Origin of the sequence: Streptomyces sp. NPDC057474 (assembly GCF_042802555.1) — a bacterium.
GTDB lineage: Bacteria > Actinomycetota > Actinomycetes > Streptomycetales > Streptomycetaceae > Streptomyces.
The window spans coordinates 1-18,727 of the sequence record NZ_JBHVDX010000208.1 but is presented as its reverse complement, the minus strand read 5'-3'; the positions used below and the strand labels follow the sequence as shown (position 1 = coordinate 18,727).

The window sequence follows — 18,727 nt, the reverse complement described above, 5'->3', positions numbered from 1 at the left end:
CCCGGCGTGTGCCGGGTGCCCCCTCCGCGCTGTGCTCGGACCGGCTAGCTCGGGTCCGTCTCGATGACCGCCGTGCGGTCCGTCTTGCTCTTCAGGGCCAGGCGGAGGGCGCCGTAGACGTCCTCGACGGTGACCGGGGTCTTCTTACCGTTGGCCCGGGTGATGAGGACGCCGTCGAAGGTGCTGCCGTAGAGGTCCTTGAGGGCCTTCTCGTCGTAGGAGTCGACGAGTTTGCCGTCGACGGTCTTGACGGTCAGGAACTTCCACAGGGAGTTCTCCGGGCTCATCGGGAGCGGGTCGCTGCCCGCGGGGTCCGTTTGCACGACGACGTTGGCGGACATCGCCGGCTCCGCGAACTCCTTCATGAACCGGTCGACCTCGGCCTTGTCGACCGACGGCTCCTTGGTCGTGGTCGGCAGCTGCACGGCGGCCGCCTTGCCGGTCTCGACCTGGGAGCGGTAGGCCTCCTCGACGGCGTCGGTGGACTCGTCGACGGCGATGCCCTTGCCCGCCTTGCCGTAGACGGCGACGGCCCGGCCGGCCTCGTACTTGACGGTGCCGTCGCTCGCCGAGCCGGAGCTGCCCGCGGCGCGCTGCAGGGCCGCCGCCAGCTTCTCCTCGTCGACGGGCATGACGGGCGCGACGACGCGCTGCTGGCCGAAGAGCGCGCCGATCACCGAGACGGGGTTGTAGTCGCTGACGGCGGCGGCGCTGACCGTGGCCTGCTTGTCGAACTGCAGTCCGGCCTGGTCGGGCTTGAGGGAGACGGTCTCGCCGTCGACCGTGAGCTTCAGCGCCTCGTCCGTGCGCTCGCCGAAGGCCTGGTCGAGCTTGTTGACGGCCTCGTCACGGGTGCCGCCGCCGATGTCGACGCCGAGGACGGTGGTGCCCTTGGGGACGTCGGAGTGGTTCATCAGCAGCCCGGCGCCGTAGACGCCGCCGCCGAGGAAGACCACGCCACCGACGAGGAGGCCGAGCTTGCCGCGGCCCTTCTTCTTCTTGGCCGGCTTCGCCGCCTTCGCGTTCTTCCCGGACCCGGACTTGTGCTGCGGAGCGGGGTCGGGCAGCTTCGGCGGGGTGTGCTGCACCGCGCCGTCGGGGCCGCCCGCGCCGAACGGCGTGCCCTGGGTGCCGGGAGGCACGACCGGGATGCCGCTGGTCAGGGTGTGCCCGGAGGGGTTGTCGACGAGGGGGCCGGGGCCGCCGTAGCCCGGGGTGCCCGGTTCGGGGGCGGGCCGCTGCGGGGTGAGGACCGCGGTGTCGTCGCTGAGGCCGCCGCCTGGGCGGGCGTAGCCGCCGGAGGCACCGGCCGCGGAGAAGTCGGCTCCGGGGCCGCCGAAGGGGCTGCCCGGGCCGCCCTGCCCGGGCGGCGGGCCGAGCGGGCTGTCGCCGGTGACGGGGCCGCCGGTGGGGCCCGCCGGGCCGGAGCGGCCGTTCGGGCCGCCGGGACGGCCGCCGTTGTCCGAGAAGTACGGCAGGTCGTCGCGCTCGGGCTTGGTGCCGGCCAGCGCGGCCGAGACGTCGAAGGAGCCGGTGCCGCCGCCGTGGCCGGGAGCGACCGGCTGGCCGCCGGTGGCACCGGGGAGCCCGGCGCCGTTCGTACCGCCGGGCCTGGGGCCGGCGCTCGCGCCGGGGCGCGGGCCACCGGGCTGTGCGCCGCCGGGGCCGCCGACGATCGGTCCCGTGCCGGGACCGCCCGGCGCGCCGGGGCCCTGGCCGCCGATCGAACCGGTGGAGAACCCGGCCCCGTTGCCTGCGCCGCCGCCCGCGCCCTTCGGGGGCGGGGCCGAGCCCCTGCGCGGCGCGAACCAGTCGCTGGCGGGCTTGTCGTCGGCCGGCCCGGCCGGTTCCGGCGCGGGCGCCGGGGGGTCCGTGAACACGGGCATGGCCGTGGTGCCGGTTGTCTCCGACTCGGACCCGGTGTCGTCCGCGGCGCCCTCGCCGTCGCCGACCGGCTTGCGGACGACGACCGGCGGGATGGGGCGCGAGCCGGGGATGTTGATCCGGACCCGCGTGGTCAGCGTGGTCTCGGTCCTGGGTCCGTCCGGTCGCTCGCCGGCAGCCGAACGGGCCGCGTCGGCGCCGGCCTCGGTGGCCATGGGCGTGCCGTACGGCGGTGTCCCCGACGGGTACGCGGTGCTGCCGCGCCCATTGGCCCCGGAGGACGAAGTGTCAGTTTCACGACTCAAGGCAGGTTCTCCCGGTTTGCTCCGCCGCCCGTCACGACCTCAACTCAGCGGGCAGCTCGGCGGCGCGCACCACCATACTGGCCACTTCCGACGCGTATCCCACGACCGCGTGGGAAACCCACACCGGACCCGCACCCGCGTACTGCGGCGAAGTGGTACGTCACTTCCCAAGTCGGGCGTCGGGCCCGGCCGGTTGCCGCCCCCGCCCAAGGGTGGCGCACATCACAGCCACAGACATGCCACCGAGCAGGAAGAGGTACGAGCCGACTCCCGCGCCGAACAGGAAGTCTCCCTCCGGCCGGGTGGACGTCAGCAGGACGACGGAGATCATCCAGCCGGCGGCCGGCGCAACGGCCCCCGCTCGGCCGCCCGTCGCCCGGGATCCGCCCAGGAAGAGCCCGGCCGCGCCCACCAACGCGAGCAGCAACCCGCCGGGGAACATGGCCGCTTGGAGCAGCCCGCCGGCCACGCCGACCACCGCTCCCAGCACGAAGAGCCCCAGGTGGGCGGCGGCGCGCCCCAGCGGGGGAAACGTCAACGGCTGGGCGAGCGCGCCGCCTTGCCCGCCCGTCGGGCGGTCCGTCTGCTTCATGGCCGACCCGCCTCTCGGCAGTCGTGCGAGCGCACCACTCGTTTGTCATACCCATGCGTACGCATCACAGGGCCGTTCCGTTCTGCCGTTCCTCGAAAGAAATACCGGGAATCCCCTCGAACAAGTCGCTCTCCCGGCTCCCTCCTTCGCGTCTGCCTCGTACCAACTCGTAGTACTCGGTGGTCAGGAGGGGCTGTGCCAGCTGGTTGGAGAGGCCGAAGTACGGCTCGGCAACCTCGATCTGGGTGGCGTGCGCGCGCATCGCGGCGGCCTTCGCTGCCGCGAAGTCGGTGCCGTCGATCTCGGTCGTGACGATGTGGTCGTCCACCACTCCGGGCACATCGATGACGCTCGCGGCCTGCTTGAACGGCAGCCGTCCGGGCTCGGCGAGGTCGCGGCGGAGCCGGCCGAAGCCCTCCAGGAGCACGCCGCGCGGCACCCGGTTCCAGTAGACCTTGTCGATCTCCCAGGGCTCACCCAGGTCCGGGCGGAAGTCCGGGTCGGGGGTCAGGCCGGCGGCGCGCATGGCGACGCGGTGGGCCTGGATGTGGTCGGGGTGGCCGTAGCCGCCGTTGGGGTCGTAGGTGACGAGGACCTGGGGGCGCACCTCGCGGATCACCCGGACCAGGTGGGTGGCGGCCTCGTCGACGTCGGCGGACCAGAAGGCGCCGGGGCGCTCGTTCTGCTCGACGCCCATCATCCCGGAGTCGCGGTAGCGGCCGGGGCCGCCCAGGAAGCGGTGGTCGGTGACGCCGAGTTCCTTCATGGCCTCGGCCAGCTCGTCCACCCGGTGCGGGCCCAGCGTGTCGTCACGGTCGGGCGCGAGGTGCGCGAGACGGGGCGGGATGACCTCGCCCTCCTCGCCGAGGGTGCAGGTCACCAGCGTCACCCGCGCTCCCTCGGCCGCGTACTTGGCCATGGTCGCGCCGTTGTTGATCGACTCGTCGTCCGGGTGCGCGTGCACCAGAAGCAGTCGGCGGGTGGGCAGATCCGTCATGGGGCCCACCCTACGAGGCGCCCGGCCCGCGCCCGCGCCGGGCGCGGGCATTCACAGGAACGGTCGGGCCGCAGGGGTCGGGGACCTGGTGGGACAGGCCTGGCAGACCCCGGCGGCCGAGGCGTCAGAACTTGATGCTGCCGATCATGCCCGCGATGTTGGTCGTCAGCTCGCTGATCGTCGGCGCGATGGTCGAGGAGGCGAGATAGAACCCGAGCAGGATGCAGATGATCGCGTGTGGTGCCTTCAACCCTGACTTCTTGATCAGGATGAAGACGATGATCGCCAGCAGCACCACCGCCGAAATCGAGAGTGCCACGGCGGCTCACCTCCAAAAGTTCCCTGGGACCTGGGGACCGAAGCAGTTGTCGAAGGCTGACGGCGGGCCGTCGTCAACCGGTGACGTGGGTGACGCAGTTGTAAATCCATACAGCGGCCAGCAGGTTCATACCCACCCAGCGGTAGTGATCATAACTATCCATACGCGCGCATCGATCGGCGCACGGCCGCACAAGGGGGCGCATGGCCAATATGGTCGGAGGATGACGACCCAGCCCGAGTCCTTTCCCCGCCGACACGCCCGGACGCAACGTTTCACGCTCGGCGCGCCAAGGGCGTTCTCCGTCGCGCCGGACGGTTCCCACGTGGTGTTCCTCCGGTCCTCGTCCGGCACCGACCGGGCCAACAAGCTGTGGGTGCTGGACCTCCGGGACGGCGACGAGCGGGTGGCGGCCGACCCGGGCGCACTGCTCGCCGGCTCCTCCGAGGAGTTGTCGGCCGAGGAGCGCGCGCGCCGTGAGCGCCTCCGCGAGGGCGGCGCCGGGATCGTCGGCTACGCCACCGACGCGGCCGTGGAGTTGGCCTCTTTCGCCTTGTCAGGGCGGCTTTTCGTGGCCGAGCTGCGGGTCGGCACGGCACGTGAACTGGACGTTCCCGGGCCGGTGATCGACCCCCGGCCCTCCCCCGACGGCCGGTACGTCGCGTACGTCGCCCGGGGCGCGCTGCGGGTCGTCGGGGCGGAGGGTGGCGACGATCTGGCGCTCACCGAGGAGGGGCCGGAGAACGTCACCCATGGTCTGGCGGAGTTCATCGCGGCCGAGGAGATGGGCCGTTCGCGCGGCTTCTGGTGGTCACCTGAGTCGGACCGCCTGCTGGTGGCGCGTGTGGACGACACGCCGGTGCGCCGCTGGTGGATCTCGGACCCCGCGCAGCCGGAAAGGGACCCGCAGCGGGTGGCGTATCCGGCGGCCGGGACCGCCAACGCGGACGTACGGCTCTTCGTGATCGACCTCTCCGGGACCCGCACGGAGGTCGTGTGGGACCGGGCGCGCTACCCGTATCTGGCGCATGTGCACTGGTCAGCGGCGGGTGCGCCGCTGATCCTGGTGCAGGCGCGGGACCAGCTCAGCCAGCTGTTCCTGGCCGTGGACCCGGACTCGGGGGCGACCCGGATGGTGCACGCCGACGAAGATCCACATTGGCTTGATCTTTTCCCCGGGGTGCCCTCGTGGAGTCCGTCGGGGCAGCTCGTGCGTGTCGCGGACGAGGGCGGCGCGCGAGTGCTGGCCGTCGGCGAACGCCCGCTGACAGGACCGCAGTTGCACGTCCGCGCGGTTCTCGACGTCTCCGACGCCGACGTGCTGGTCTCCGCGTCGGCCGGTGAGGCGGCGGCCGAGCCGGAGATCGGAGAGATCCACGTCTACCGCGTGAACGAGCTGGGCGTGGAGCGCGTCTCGCAGGAGCCCGGCGTGCACTCGGCGGTGCGCGCCGGGGGCGTGACCGTCCTCGTCTCGGCCGTCCCGGAGAAGGCGGGCACCCAGGTGCAGGTGCTACGGGACGGCGGCCGAAGGGAGATGGGGGTCCCTCCGGCCGGAGGCTGGGGGAGGGTGGCGACCGTGGCTTCCTATGCGGAAGATCCCGGTATGTCACCGCGCGTGCGGTTCACACAGGGGGGCGCACGCCGCGTACCGTGCGCCCTGCTTATGCCGAGGGACTACGACGGGGTCACACCCCTACCGGTTCTCATGGACCCCTACGGCGGTCCGCACGGCCCCCGGGTGCTCGCCGCCCACAACGCGCACCTCACCTCGCAGTGGTTCGCCGACCAGGGGTTCGCGGTGGTGGTCGCCGACGGGCGCGGCACCCCCGGCCGCTCCCCCGCCTGGGAGAAGGAGATCGACGGCGACTTCACGCTCTCCCTGGACGACCAGGTGGAGGCGCTGCACGACCTGGCGAAGTCGCATCCGCTGGACCTGTCCCGGGTGGCGATCCGCGGCTGGTCGTACGGCGGCTGGCTCGCGGCCCTCGCGGTGCTGCGCCGCCCGGACGTCTTCCACGCGGGCATCGCGGGCGCCCCGGTCACCGACTGGCGGCTGTACGACACGCACTACACCGAGCGGTACCTGGGCGATCCGACGACGGCCCCGGCGGCGTACGCGAAGAGCTCGCTGGTCACGGGCGAGGGGCTGTCCGCGCCCGCCGAGCCGCACCGCCCACTGATGATCGTGCACGGCACCGCCGACGACAACGTCGTCTTCGCCCACGCCCTGCGCCTGTCCTCCGCGCTCCTCGCGGCCGGCCGGCCCCACGAGGTCCTGCCGCTCTCCGGAGTCACCCACATCACCCCACAGGAACAGGTCGCGGAGAACCTGCTGCTGCTCCAGGTGGACTTCCTGAAGCGTTCGCTCGGGCCGGCGTAGTGACGAGCGGGCACGGCAACGGGCCGGGGCTACATGGCGAGCCCCGGCCCGTTTACGGCACCCGCACGGCCGTACGCGTTTTAGACTCGCGCGTCCGTATATCGGAACGACGTCAGCCAAGTTGCCTGCGTGTTAACGCGGTTGATACCTATTTGTATGGCTATTCGACGCCATTCACATGATCGTCCGCAGGTTCGCCGGTCGGTTCGTCGGTCGGTTCGTCGGTCGGTTCGTCGGTCGGTTCGTGACTCGGCTCCTCCGGCGGCACCACCCTCTTCTCCTCCGCGAAATGACAGGCCGAGTCATGGGCCGCCGGACCGGTCGTGAGCCGGAACTCCGCCGGGACCGCGAGGAGCGGCACCTCCAGCGCGCACCTCTCCCGGGCCTTCCAGCAGCGCGTGCGGAAGCGGCACCCGGACGGGATGTTCGTCGGGGAGGGCACGTCGCCGAAGAGGATGATCCGCTCCCGGTGCTCGCGGGCCTCGGGGTCCGGGACGGGCACGGCGGACAGCAGCGCCTGGGTGTAGGGATGCGTCGGGTGGTCGTAGATCTCGGCGTCGCGGCCGATCTCCACGATCCGCCCGAGGTACATCACGCCGACCCGGTCGGAGATGTGCCGGACGATCGACAGGTCGTGCGCGATGAAGACGTACGACAGTCCGAACTCGCCCTGGAGCCGGTCCAGCAGGTTGATGACCTGGGCCTGGACGGAGACGTCGAGGGCGGAGACGGGTTCGTCGGCGACGATGATCTCGGGGCGGAGCGCCAACCCGCGGGCGATGCCGATGCGTTGGCGCTGGCCGCCGGAGAACTGGTGCGGGTAGCGGTTGATGTACTCGGGGTTGAGGCCGACCACGTCGAGGAGCTCCTGCACCCGGCGCCGGCGGTCGCCCTTGGGTGCGACCTCGGGGTGGATGTCGTACGGCTCCCCGACGATGTCGCCCACGGTCATGCGGGGGTTGAGGGAGGTGTACGGGTCCTGGAAGACCATCTGGATGTTGCGACGGACGGCCCTGAGGGCCTTGCCGGAGAGCTTGGTGATGTCCTCGCCCTTGTAGCGGATCGACCCGGCGGTCGGCCGTTCCAGGTGGACCAGCATCTTGGCGACCGTGGACTTGCCGCAGCCGGACTCGCCGACGATGCCGAGGGTCTCGCCCCCGCCGAGGGCGAAGTCGACGCCGTCGACCGCCTTCACCGCGCCCACCTGCTTCTTGAAGAGGATGCCCTCGGTGAGCGGGTAGTGCTTGACCAGGCCGCTGACCTCCAGGATCGGCTCAGCCGGTGTGGCCGTCGTGGTCATCGAGGCACTCCCTCCAGAAGTGGCAGGCACTCATCCGGATCCCGTCCGACGGCTCCACGTCGTACAGCGGGGGTACGTCGGTCCGGCACAGGTCGCGAGCCATCGGGCAGCGGGGGTTGAAGGCGCAGCCGGGCGGGATGTTCATGAGGTTGGGCGGCAGGCCCTTGATCGCGTACAGCTCCTGGCCCTTCTGGTCCAGCCGCGGGATCGAGTCGAGGAGGCCCCGGGTGTACGGGTGGGCCGGGGCCTTGTAGATGTCGTGGACCGGGGCGGACTCCACGATCCGGCCCGCGTACATCACGGCGATGCGGTCGGCGACGTCGGCGACCACCCCGAGATCGTGGGTGATGAGGATGAGGCCCATGCTCAGCTCGCGCTGCAGCTCGGCGAGGAGGTCCATGACCTGGGCCTGGACGGTGACGTCCAGCGCGGTCGTCGGTTCGTCGGCGATGATCAGCGCGGGTTCGAGGGCCAGCGCCATGGCGATCATGATGCGCTGGCGCATACCGCCCGAGAACTGGTGCGGATAGTCCCGTACGCGCTCCTTGGCGGCCGGGATGCGGACCCGGTCCATCAGCTCGACGGCCCTGGTACGGGCGTCCTTCCTCGACATGCCCCGGTGCACGACGAACATCTCGCCGAGCTGGTCGCCGACGCTCAGCACGGGGTTGAGGGACGAAAGGGCGTCCTGGAAGATCATCGCCATCTCGGCCCCGCGGATCTTCCGGCGCTCCTCCTCCTTGAGCTTCAGCAGGTCCTGGCCCTTGAAGAGGATCTCGCCGCCGGTGATCCGCCCGGGCGGCATGTCGAGGATGCCCATGATCGCCTGCGCGGTGACCGACTTCCCGGACCCGGACTCCCCGAGCACGGCCAGCGTCTGCCCCTCGTCCACGCCGTAGTCCACGCCGTTGACGGCCTTGGCGACCCCGTCCCGGGTCCGGAACTCCACGTGCAGATCACGCACTTCGAGCAGCATGGCGGCGGCTCACCTCAGCTTCGGATCAAGGGCGTCGCGCACCGCGTCGCCGAGCATGATGAACGCGAGGACGGTGACCGCGAGGGCGCCGGAGGGCCACAACAGCGCGTGCGGAGCGTTGCGGATGTACGGGGACGCGGCCGAGATGTCGATGCCCCAGGAGACGCTGGGCGGTTTCAGGCCGACGCCCAGGTACGACAGGGTCGCCTCCAGCGCGATGAACGTGCCGAGGGCGATGGTGGCCACGACGATGACCGGGGCGACGGCGTTCGGGGTGATGTGCCGTAGCAGCATGCGGGAGTTGGAGGCGCCGAGGGCGCGGGCGGCCTGGACGTAGTCGTTCTGTTTGGCGGTGATGACCGCTCCTCGGGCGATGCGGGAGATCTGCGGCCAGCCGAGCAGCACCATGAAGCCGATCACCGGCCAGATGGAGTTGCTGGTGACCACGGACAGCAGCACCAGGCCGCCGAGGACCACCGGGATCGCGAAGAATACGTCGGTGATCCGGGACAGGATCGAGTCCGGGAAACCGCCGAAGAATCCGGCGAGCCCGCCGAGCACCGATCCGAGGAGCGCGACCCCGAGCGTGGCGCAGACGCCGACGGCGATGGAGATCCTCGCCCCGTAGACGGTACGGGTGTACACGTCGCAGCCCTGCCCGTCGTACCCGAAGGGGTGGCCCGGCTCGGAGCCCTGCTGGGCTTTGGACAGGTCGCACTTGAGCGGGTTGCCGGAGGCGATGAGCGACGGCCAGAGGGAGATGACGACCAGGAAGAGGATCACCAGCGCCGAGATGATGAAGACGGGGTTGCGGCGCAGGTCCCGCCAGGCGTCGGACCAGAGACTGCGGGCCTTGTCGGACGGGCCGCCGCCCGCCGGGTCGTCGCCCAGTCGCTTCTCCAGGGTCTCCCCCTCGGTGGCGGCCAGATCCATGGTGCCGTCCAGCCCCGTCGCGGCGATCACCCCGTCCTCGGCGGCGCGCCCGCCGCCCGAGACATGCGGCTCGGGAGGCTGCGGCTCAGGCATAGCGGATCCTCGGGTCGAGTACGGCGTAGAGGAGGTCGACGAGCAGGTTGGCGATCAGGAACACCAGGACGAGGACCGTCACGAAGCCGACGACGGTCTGGGTGTTCTGGCGGAGGATGCCCTGGTAGAGCTGGTAGCCGACGCCGTGGATGTTGAAGATCCGCTCGGTGACGATCGCGCCGCCCATGAGGGCGCCGATGTCGGTGCCGATGAAGGTGACCACGGGGATCAGGGAGTTCCGCAGCAGGTGTTTGCGGATCACGCGGTGCCGGGGCAGTCCCTTGGCGACGGCGGTGCGGACGTAGTCGGCGCGGGAGTTCTCCGCGATGGACGTCCGGGTCAGGCGGGTGACGTACGCGAGGGAGACGGAGGCGAGGACGAGCCCCGGCACGATCAGTTCGTCGAAGGGGGCGTCGGAGGAGACCGACGGGCGGATCCAGCCCCACTCCACGCCGAGCAGCAGCTGGAGCAGCAGACCGGTGACGAAGGTGGGTACGGAGATGACGACCAGGGTGACCACCAGTGCCCCGGTGTCGACGGGGCGCCCGCGCCGCAGGCCGGTGACGACGCCGAGGGTGATGCCGATGACGATCTCGAAGAGGATCGCCACGATCGTCAGCCGGATGGTGACCGGGAAGGCGGAGGCCATCAGCTCGGTGACCTCCTGCCCGTTGAACGCGGTGCCGAAGTCGCCGGTGAAGACGTTGCCCATGTAGGTCAGGTATTGCTGCCAGACGGGCTTGTCGAGGCCGAACTCGCGACGCAGCTGGGCGGCCGTCGCCGGATCGCACTCCCGGTCGCCGCAGAGGCCCGCGATGGGGTCGCCCATCACGTTCACCATCAGGAAGATCAGGAGTGTGGCGCCCACGAAGACCGGGATCATCTGCAGCAGGCGCCGGACGACGTACCGTCCCACGGGAGGTCAGCTGACCTTGATCTGGTCGTACACCGGCACGCTGAACGGGTTCAGGGACACGTCGGAGAGCCGCTCGGAGTAGCCCGCGCTGCCGTTCTGGTACCAGAGCGGGATGGCGGCCATGTTGTCCCGGACGACCTCCTCGGCCTGCTGGAACTTCTCCACGGCCTTCGCCGTGTCCGCCTCGGCGTTGGCCTCGTCGACGAGCTTGTCGAAATCGGCGTTGGACCACTTGCCGTCGTTGGAGGAGGCGTTGGTGTAGTACAGCGGCTGCAGGAAGTTCTGGATGAGCGGGTAGTCCATCTGCCAGCCGGCGCGGAACGGGCCGCTCATTTTCCGCTGGGTGATCTGGTTGCGGTAGTCGGCGAAGGTGCCGACCGGGTTGCCGACGCACGCCTTGTCGTTGTCGAGGGCGTTGTTGATGGAGTTGCAGACGGCGTCGACCCACTGCTTGTGGGAGCCGGTGTCCGAGTTGTACGTGATCTTGACCTGGCCGCCGGGGAGGCCGCCGCCCTCCTGGATCAGTTTCTTGGCCGCGGCCGCGTCGTACTCGCAGGCGTCACCGCACAGGCCCGCCTTGTAGCCGCCCTCCTCGCCGAGGACGGGTGAGGTCCAGTCGGTGGCGGGGGTGCGGGTCTTCTGGAAGATGGTGTCGGTGATCTGGTCTCGGTCGATGGCCCGGGACAGGCCCTCGCGGACCTTGTCCATGCCGTCCTTGCCCCAGGTCTCGTCGTAGAACGGGAAGGCGAGGGTCTGGATGATGCCGGCCGGGGTGTTGATGTACCGGTCGCCGAGGTCGGCCTCGACGTTCTTCAGCTGGGCGGCGGGGACGTCGTCGACGAGGTCGAGGTTGCCCGCCATCAGGTCGGTGTAGGCGGTGTTGTTGTCGGTGTAGACCTTCAGGTCCACGCCGCCGTTCTGCGCCTTGTCCTCACCGGGGTAGTCGTCCCACTTCCGGACCGACAGCTGGGAGCCCTTGGTGTACGAGTCCACGGCGTACGGGCCGTTGCCGACGGGCTTGCTCAGCCAGGCGTCGTGGTCGGTGAAGAACGACTGGGGCAGCGGGGCGAAGGCGTTGTAGCCGAGGGTGTCGGGGAAGGTCGAGAACTTCTGGGTGAGCTTGACCGTGAAGGTCTTGTCGTCGACGACCTTCAGCCCGGAGAGGGTGTCGGCGGTCTGCTCGCTGCCGTCGTCGGGGTGCGTCTTGTCGTAGCCCTCGATGTACTCGAAGAAGTACGCGTTCTTCTGGTTGTTCTTCAGACTCGCCCCGTAGTTCCAGGCGTCGACGAAGGACTTGGCGGTGACCTTCTCGCCGTTGCTGAAGGTCCAGCCGTCCTTGACGGTGATGGTGAAGTTCTGCGAGTCGGTCGTCTCGATCTCCTCGGCGAGCATGTCCTTCGCCTCACCGGTCTTGGGGTCGTACCGCTTCAGCCCGCGGAAGATCATGTCGAGCACCTTGCCGCCCTGCACCTCGTTGGTGTTGGCCGGCTCCAGCGGGTTCTGCGGGTCCCCCCACGAGGAGCTGAGCACCGCGCCACTGTCACCGCTGCCACCACTGCCGCTGTTGTCGTCCCCGCCCCCGCAGGCGGTCGCGGCGAGAGCCAGCGCCGCCGCGCCGGCGATCCATCGGGCGTGCGTGGCTCCACGCATGGAGTGCCTCCTCGTACGTGCGCGAGTGCGCGCTGTGCCACAGCACGGCGGCGCTGTTCCGTTACCGGCCAATATCGACCGATTACACACATGGCGCACATCACGCGAGCCGTCTGGGGGATGGTCTCCATCCGAATGCACGGCCGCACTGTCTCCGACGCGGCATCGCGGCACGGTGGGCGACACCCGCGAAGGGTCCGCGGAGTCCCACTCGGACCATCCGCCACCCGGGGTTTTGTGCGTGCACGATGGTGGCACTGGCCTCCCGCTTGCCGACGGCCCGCCGACCGAGAGCCCCTGCCGGGCCCGCCGTCGAGGCGCGATCCAGGCCCTCGGCCCGCGCACCGCACGGGCCGGACTTTCAGTCTGTCGGCCCCGTTACCCGGCCGAAGGTCTCGTCCTTGATCCCACCGAGCAGGGCGTGCAGCGCCTCGGGCGTCGCGGCTATGACGGTCGCGGGAGTGTCGCTTTCGCGAAGGTGGGGGCGCCCAGCGGGATTGGCGGCGATTTCGACACAGTTCGCGGCGCCACCTTCGCTGAAGCTGGACTTCTGCCAACTGAAGTCAAACATGCGAGCCCTTTCTACAGGAGCGGATAGAGGATCCGCTGCAGGAGGCCGAGCGACCCCTTGGCCGCACAGGTTTCCGGCGACGCATCCGGGTCGACGGCGGGCAGCGCCGATCCGGCCAACGTAGCGAACCAGTCCCTGTACCTGGACAGCGCCTCCTCGTCGTCGAGGTACAGCGACTTCTCGATGTGGGAGACCACGACAGTCCCCAACTCCCGCACCTGAGGAGTGAGTAGCACGAATCCCGTACCGAACGGGATGGGGCCGTCGGACGGCAGGACCTGAATGGTCACATGCGGCAACCGGGCCAGCTCGATCAGGTGAAGCAACTGATCACGCATCACTTTGGGCTCCCCCAGCGACACGCTGAGCGCGGCCTCATGGATCACAGCGTGAAGACTCGGCGGACGCTCCCCCGTCAGCAAGGCGCCACGTCGCACCCGGAAGCGGACGGCAGCCGCCTGCCCTTCTTCGGTCATCGGCCGGTATCCGCCCCGGTGGATCGCTTCGGCGTAGTCGCGCGTCTGCAGGATGCCAGGGACGAACATCGGCTCGTAGGTGACCATGGAACGGGCACCGTCCTCCAACTCCGCCAGGTCCAGGTGCGCTGAACTCAGCACCTTCCGGTACTCACTCCACCATCCCTTGCCTGACCTTTGCCCAAGATCGATCAATGCCTGAACGCAAGTTTGAGAACTCACACCTTCAGCTTGCGCAAGTCGCTGGACGCGCTCTGAAGCGAGCCCAGTCTTCCCCACCTCGACACTACTGAGCTGAGGCTGCCTCATACCAAGCAGGGCCGCAGCCTCAGTCGAAGACAACCCTGCCCGCTCGCGCAACCTGCGCAATTCCAGGCCGAAACGCCTCTGCCGGTATGTCGGATCAACCCTTAGCCCCACGTTCCCCCATCCCACTCATCCATCAACCACCATTCCGTCCAGCTAGGTTGAATATCTCACACCATTTCACCTACGGTGAGTGAGGAGCCAGTCACAGCATGACCTCACTCTGGAGGCTGCCACATGCGCACGCCCGATTCTCCCGGCACCCCTGAACTCCCGGAAACTCACTGGTCGTACGGTTTCCTCATCCCCCATGACCCGCGTGCCGCCTCCGTCGTCAGAGCCGGCCTCCGCGCGCTGCTGCGCGCGACCCGCCTCGGGTGCGTAGCCGACACCGTCGAACTCCTCGCCTCGGAGTTGGTCGCCAACGCGTACCGCCACTCACCTGCCGACGCCTACGTGAGCGTCGAGCGCACCGCGGAGGTGCTCATCGTCTCGGTCTGGGACCACGGCCCCGGAAGCCCCGCCCCCGTCGAGGTCCAGTACGGCAACGATGCCGAGTCCGGGCGCGGGCTCAGGATCGTCGAGACGTGTGCGGACGAGTGGGGCGTACGGGAGTACCCGTACGGCAAGGCGGTGTGGTTCAGCGTGGTGCCGACGGAGGAAGCGTGAAACGGCCCGAGGAATGGCTCGGGCAAGAGGCACCGCATACGCCCGCTCGCTACTCTCGGGACATGGAGTACGCGAAGATGCGCGCGATCGCGGAGGAACTCGGGACTCACGCTGAGCAGCTTGAGGGAGCATGGCGCGTCGAGATCGGCCCGTCAGGTCCGATACTGGCCATGATGTGCCCGTCGAAGCGCCACGAGGGCACGGTGCGTCGTATCTGTAGGCAACTCGACGAGCAACTCCTCATTTCACACCCCGGCTACATCTGCGCGAACGGTCCCGAGATCGAACATCCGGAGCTCGGTCGCATGCGGCGCCCGGATGCCGTCGTGATTCCCGAGGTTGTACTCGACGAGGAAGGTCTCGCCGTCGACGCAACCCAGGTGCTGGCCGTCATCGAGATCGTCTCACCGTCCAATCCGGACAACGACTACGGCGAGAAGCTCACCGAGTACCCCGCCATGGGGATCGCCCACTACATGATCGTCGATCCCCGCACGGGCACCATCGAGGTGCATTCCGACCCGTGCAGGAGCCGATACTCCCGCAAGGATCCATACATCTTCGGCGACAGGGTGCCGTTCGGCGCCTGGACGGTGGAGACCTCCGCGTTCCGCCGCTACGGCGAGGCGGGGAACAGCTCAACCTGACGGGCTGCCCGCACCAAGGGCGTAGGTCAGCCCAACTCCCCCCGCTCCACACAGAATTCGTTGCCCTCGGGGTCGGCCATGAGGACCCAGCCGCCGCCGTCGGGGCGGGTGTGGTCCGCGATCACCCGGGCGCCCAGCGCGAGCGCCCGCTCGACCTCCTCGGCACGGGTGCGGCCGTGCGGCTTCAGGTCGAAGTGGAGCCGGTTCTTCGCCGTCTTGCCCTCGGGCACCCGGACGAACAGCAGCCTCGGGCCACCTGCCGGATCCGCGATCAGCGCCTCCGGGTCACCGGGCTTGTCGTCGTCGGCCAGCGGCCGGCCGAGGAGCTCGCTCCAGAAGAGGCCGAGGTCGTACGGGTCGCCGGTGCAGTCGAAGGTGACGTGATGGATGGTGAGATGCAACTGACGCCTCCAGGTACTGGTTCGCGGTCGTCGGGAGCATCACCGGAGACGGGCTCACTTGTCGAACGATTAACCGGTGCCACGAAGGCACTCACCACATCCCGGGCGAGGCGCCCTCCCTGTCACCGCCCCTCGGCCTGCCGGGCCACCGGGCCGAGCTACTCGACCGCGCGCCGCGGCTCCTCCGGCGTCATCTCCCGCACCCACCGAAGCACTTCGGCAGTAGCAGGCGGTCTTTCCCTCATAGGGCCAAAAGCTGAGGCAGCGGGACGTCGACGGCGAGGCGCATCTCCGGGTCGGGTCGTCGTCGGTCGCCTCTGCAGCGGCCCGGCCATGCTCTCCCCGAGGAACACCACCTGGAACCAGTAGTACTCGACCCACCTCAGGTGCCCGATCAGCCCGCACAAGGTCATGAGCGGCGATCCCGGCAGCGGCGCTTTCCGCGCGTCCTGTGGTGATACGCCTTCACACTTGGCGAGCGCGGTGCCCCGTGCGTAGTCGAGAAAGGTGGTCAGCCGCGTCCGCTCGCCGCAGGCGGGAGGCATATCGGTGCATTTCGTCATCGTCGGCAACCATCCCCGACACCGGCCCGAGTGACAAACCAATTTCCGGAGCCCCGAAGGTGCTCCGCGCTTGAGGAAGAATTGAGATTGGATACCTTTCGCATCGCGAAGAGAATGGTCAGTGAGATATAGATCTCACTAGGTGGTGGGCATAGAGGCGTAAACCCACCCATGCGCCATGAGCAAAACTTCCTCGACCTCCCTTTTGGTCACTTTGCTCATCCACGTCCAGGGCATATAAGTGAGGCCCGAACTGCGTTGCGGCCCATCCCACTTGCCTTCTCACCAGCACCCAGCCAATCTTCTTCCTGCGCCCCGGATGGCTCGCTCAAGCGCCGCCTCCGGTACACGCGTTGACCATCTGAACGGGGGTTCTGATGAGCGATTCGCTCTTCTCGTGCTCTGTGCGGCCACGCACCGACCGGCCAGCCACGGTCACGGCTATCCGCGAAAGGCCTCGGTAGTACCGCGAAGTTCGCGACCGGTGGATCTGAACTTCCCGTCGCGAACACCGAACACGGTCCGCGAAGGCTGCAGTATCGCGCCCGGCATGGGCCGTGCGCCCTCACACACCACACCCAGCTGTGTTCAAACGGCTCAAGCTCGGCCACGCCCAACCGGCATGGCCCGTAGAGGAATTCCATGAAGAGACTTGTAAGCTCCACGCTCACCTCTGTCGTCGTGACCGGTGGTCTGGTGGGCGTCACCGGCTCGCCCGCCTTCGCCGCGTGTGCTCCAGACCCGGTGAAGAAGTACGCCATCTCCAAGAAGTCCACGGTGTACAGGGGGACCAACCTGGCCAGCACGTGGATGGACATGACGAGCGCCTCAGAGGTCTCGGTCAGCTACAACAAGAGCAGCACGGCGACCGCGAGCGTCAGCGGTACCGCGGGTATCGAGGCCGAGGCCGGGGTGATCTTCACCAAGGCGAGCACATCGTTCAGCGTGACCGTCGGCGGAGAGTGGTCCAGCTCCAAGAGCTGGAACTATGAAATGAAGGCCAAGAAGGTCAAGGGCAAGAACCAGGTCCGCATGAGGCTTTTCCACGAAGCCAAGAAGTTCCAGGTCGGCAAGAGCATCACTACTACCAAGCCCAACTGCAAGGGGACCGTCACCAAGCACTCGTGGAACAAGACCATCACCGCACCAACCAAGCGCAGCATCAACGACTTCTGGCGCCTTGAGTACAGGTACGTGAAGTAGGTTCCATGAAGGCGGCCCCCGAGGGATCTTGGCGGGCCTCCTTCGGTCGTCATCACCGTTGCCTCTCCGCCAGGGACGCTTCAGCGGACGAATAGCAGGGTCGGCCCGTCGGCCGGGTCCCGAATCAGCGCCTGGGGGTCACCAAGTTCGTCGTCGTCGGCCAGCGGGCGGCCGAGGAGCTCGCTCCAGAAGAGGCCGAGGTCTACTGGTCGCCGGTGCAGTCGAAGGTGATGTGATGGATGGTGGGGATGCAACTGACTCCTCCAGGAGCTGGTTCGCGGTCGTCGGAGCATCAGCGGAGACGGGCTCACTTGTCGAACGATTAACCGGCGTCCTGGAGGTATTCACGACATCCCGGGCGGGACGCCTTTCCTGTCACGAGCGCTCCTCCCCGGCCCGCCTGTCCACCGGGCCGAGTTCCTCGACCACGCGCCGCAGCTCCTGCGGTGTCATCTCCCGAACCCGCCGCAGCAGTTCGGCGTACCGCCCGCTGTCCGCCGCCCAGCGTGCGACCCGCTCCGGGGCGCGCGCTAGGCGCGCGACCAGTTCCGGGTCCGGCTCGGCCGCCTCCCGCGCCAGGCGCAGCCGTTCCGCCGCCCAGCCGGTCAGCAGGACGAGGACACCCTCGGCGGAGTCCGGGGCCTGTGCGGCGTTCTCGGGGGAGCACGGAGAGGTCGTGGCTGCGCAGGTCGCCGTAGGGCTCGGGGCTGCGAATCACTCCTCCAGGGCGCCCTCGGGCACGAGTACGTCGGTCAGGGACGTGCGCGACGGGCGGAGCCGTCTTCTGTCACGGCTCCCTCTCCCACCACACGCGCTGCGCCCTCCCCGGTTACGTCTCCGCCCACCGCACGCCGTACGGCGTCAGCCGCCTCCTGGAGGGACCCGAAACAGGCGTGCGCGTCGCCGAGTTCCTCCGGCCGGTGCGTGGACGCCACCGCGTACACCGTGCAACCGGCCGCCAGCCCCGCCGCGATCCCCGCCGGCGCGTCCTCGACCACCAAGCACCGGGCCGGGTCGGCGCCCAGCCGGGCGGCGGCATACAGATACCCCTCCGATGACGGCTTGCCCTCGGACACGTCCTCGGCACACACCCGCACCTCCGGCACCACCAGCCCCGTACGGGCGAGCCTGGCCGCGGTGGGCTCCGCACGACTGGAGGTGACGACGGCCCAACGGCCCCGCGGCAACGCCCCCAGCAACTCGGCGGCTCCGTCGAAGGCGCGGAACCCTGGCTCCTCCGCCGCCATCAGCCGGTCCAGGGCGCGGTGTTCCTCGGCGGGATCACGCTCCGGAGCCACCAGCCGCAGGATGTCCGCCCGCCGCCGCCCCTGCGTGGTCAGCCACACCGCCTGGGGGTCCAGCCCCCGCGCCCGCGCCCAGGCCCGCCAGACCCGGCCGTGCGCGTCGGCGGTGTCGATCAGAATCCCGTCTACGTCGAACAGCACTGCGGCGGCCAACGCCCCGTCCACTGCCACCCGTTGCCCCCCATCATCCGATCGCCGACCCTCAAAACGCTACAGGGCCTGCCATGCGGCAGGCCCTGTAG

17 protein-coding genes and 1 pseudogene are annotated in these 18,727 nt (G+C 69.2%); 4 read left to right on the top strand and 14 right to left on the bottom strand.

Going from position 1 to position 18,727, the window contains the following annotated elements; all coding sequences use genetic code 11:
• Positions 1–44 precede the first annotated feature (44 nt).
• The 4 genes from ACFU53_RS37995 to ACFU53_RS37980 form a co-directional block, all read right to left on the bottom strand.
• Positions 45–2,099, bottom strand: coding sequence for a hypothetical protein (locus tag ACFU53_RS37995; protein ID WP_384003381.1), 2,055 nt, complete (start codon positions 2,097–2,099; stop codon positions 45–47).
• A 250-nt stretch (positions 2,100–2,349) separates the two neighbouring features.
• Positions 2,350–2,781 carry a DUF6113 family protein gene (locus ACFU53_RS37990; protein WP_384003378.1) on the bottom strand — a complete coding sequence of 144 codons (432 nt, stop codon included), beginning with the start codon at positions 2,779–2,781 and terminating at the stop codon, positions 2,350–2,352.
• Between the two features lie 64 nt (positions 2,782–2,845).
• A complete protein-coding gene (mshB, locus tag ACFU53_RS37985) occupies positions 2,846–3,778 on the bottom strand; it encodes an N-acetyl-1-D-myo-inositol-2-amino-2-deoxy-alpha-D-glucopyranoside deacetylase (protein ID WP_384003375.1) in 933 nt (310 codons plus the stop codon).
• A 124-nt stretch (positions 3,779–3,902) separates the two neighbouring features.
• Complete coding sequence (locus ACFU53_RS37980; protein ID WP_005480627.1) at positions 3,903–4,097, bottom strand: hypothetical protein; 195 nt, start codon at positions 4,095–4,097, stop codon at positions 3,903–3,905.
• A gap of 223 nt (positions 4,098–4,320) precedes the next feature.
• Here ACFU53_RS37980 and ACFU53_RS37975 point away from each other — a divergent pair, with 223 nt between their 5' ends.
• Positions 4,321–6,477, top strand: a complete 2,157-nt coding sequence (locus ACFU53_RS37975; protein WP_384003372.1) for a prolyl oligopeptidase family serine peptidase — start codon at positions 4,321–4,323, stop codon at positions 6,475–6,477.
• Positions 6,478–6,637: 160 nt separating this feature from the next.
• On the opposite strand, the gene ACFU53_RS37970 is transcribed toward ACFU53_RS37975, so the two are convergent.
• From ACFU53_RS37970 to ACFU53_RS37940, 7 genes are all read right to left on the bottom strand, one after another.
• Positions 6,638–7,777 carry a dipeptide ABC transporter ATP-binding protein gene (locus tag ACFU53_RS37970; RefSeq protein ID WP_384003369.1) on the bottom strand — a complete coding sequence of 380 codons (1,140 nt, stop codon included), beginning with the start codon at positions 7,775–7,777 and terminating at the stop codon, positions 6,638–6,640.
• Positions 7,752–8,753: an ABC transporter ATP-binding protein gene (locus ACFU53_RS37965; protein WP_384003366.1), complete on the bottom strand. Its 1,002-nt coding sequence runs from the start codon at positions 8,751–8,753 to the stop codon at positions 7,752–7,754. The genes ACFU53_RS37970 and ACFU53_RS37965 overlap by 26 nt, the downstream gene beginning before the upstream one ends.
• Before the next feature lie 9 nt (positions 8,754–8,762).
• Complete coding sequence (locus ACFU53_RS37960; RefSeq protein WP_384003363.1) at positions 8,763–9,779, bottom strand: ABC transporter permease; 1,017 nt, start codon at positions 9,777–9,779, stop codon at positions 8,763–8,765.
• The gene (locus ACFU53_RS37955; RefSeq protein ID WP_384003360.1) at positions 9,772–10,695 is read right to left on the bottom strand and encodes an ABC transporter permease; all 924 of its coding nucleotides are present in this window, start codon (positions 10,693–10,695) and stop codon (positions 9,772–9,774) included. Before ACFU53_RS37955 ends, ACFU53_RS37960 begins: the two co-directional genes overlap by 8 nt.
• 6 nt (positions 10,696–10,701) lie before the next feature.
• Positions 10,702–12,345 (bottom strand): ABC transporter substrate-binding protein, encoded by a 1,644-nt coding sequence (locus tag ACFU53_RS37950; RefSeq protein ID WP_384003358.1) that lies wholly within the window; start codon positions 12,343–12,345, stop codon positions 10,702–10,704.
• A gap of 361 nt (positions 12,346–12,706) precedes the next feature.
• Complete coding sequence (locus ACFU53_RS37945) at positions 12,707–12,916, bottom strand: DUF397 domain-containing protein (protein WP_384003355.1); 210 nt, start codon at positions 12,914–12,916, stop codon at positions 12,707–12,709.
• An 11-nt stretch (positions 12,917–12,927) separates the two neighbouring features.
• Positions 12,928–13,812: a helix-turn-helix domain-containing protein gene (locus ACFU53_RS37940; RefSeq protein WP_384003352.1), complete on the bottom strand. Its 885-nt coding sequence runs from the start codon at positions 13,810–13,812 to the stop codon at positions 12,928–12,930.
• Positions 13,813–13,935: 123 nt separating this feature from the next.
• Between ACFU53_RS37940 and ACFU53_RS37935 the strand changes: the two genes are divergently transcribed.
• Both ACFU53_RS37935 and ACFU53_RS37930 read left to right on the top strand, forming a co-directional pair.
• Complete coding sequence (locus ACFU53_RS37935) at positions 13,936–14,367, top strand: ATP-binding protein (RefSeq protein ID WP_384003349.1); 432 nt, start codon at positions 13,936–13,938, stop codon at positions 14,365–14,367.
• Positions 14,368–14,429: 62 nt separating this feature from the next.
• On the top strand, positions 14,430–15,014 hold the full coding sequence (locus tag ACFU53_RS37930) for a Uma2 family endonuclease (protein ID WP_384003384.1): 585 nt from the start codon (positions 14,430–14,432) through the stop codon (positions 15,012–15,014).
• Positions 15,015–15,040: 26 nt separating this feature from the next.
• On the opposite strand, the gene ACFU53_RS37925 is transcribed toward ACFU53_RS37930, so the two are convergent.
• Together ACFU53_RS37925 and ACFU53_RS37920 are read right to left on the bottom strand one after the other, a co-directional pair.
• A complete protein-coding gene (locus ACFU53_RS37925; protein WP_384003347.1) occupies positions 15,041–15,415 on the bottom strand; it encodes a VOC family protein in 375 nt (124 codons plus the stop codon).
• Positions 15,416–15,662: 247 nt separating this feature from the next.
• Positions 15,663–15,978: pseudogene (locus tag ACFU53_RS37920) on the bottom strand (DUF664 domain-containing protein); the annotation flags it as partial.
• A gap of 642 nt (positions 15,979–16,620) precedes the next feature.
• Here ACFU53_RS37920 and ACFU53_RS37915 point away from each other — a divergent pair.
• Positions 16,621–17,181 (top strand): hypothetical protein, encoded by a 561-nt coding sequence (locus ACFU53_RS37915; protein WP_384003344.1) that lies wholly within the window; start codon positions 16,621–16,623, stop codon positions 17,179–17,181.
• A 752-nt stretch (positions 17,182–17,933) separates the two neighbouring features.
• Here ACFU53_RS37915 and ACFU53_RS37910 read toward each other — a convergent pair.
• On the bottom strand, positions 17,934–18,656 hold the full coding sequence (locus ACFU53_RS37910) for an HAD-IA family hydrolase (protein WP_384003341.1): 723 nt from the start codon (positions 18,654–18,656) through the stop codon (positions 17,934–17,936).
• Positions 18,657–18,727: the final 71 nt, after the last annotated feature.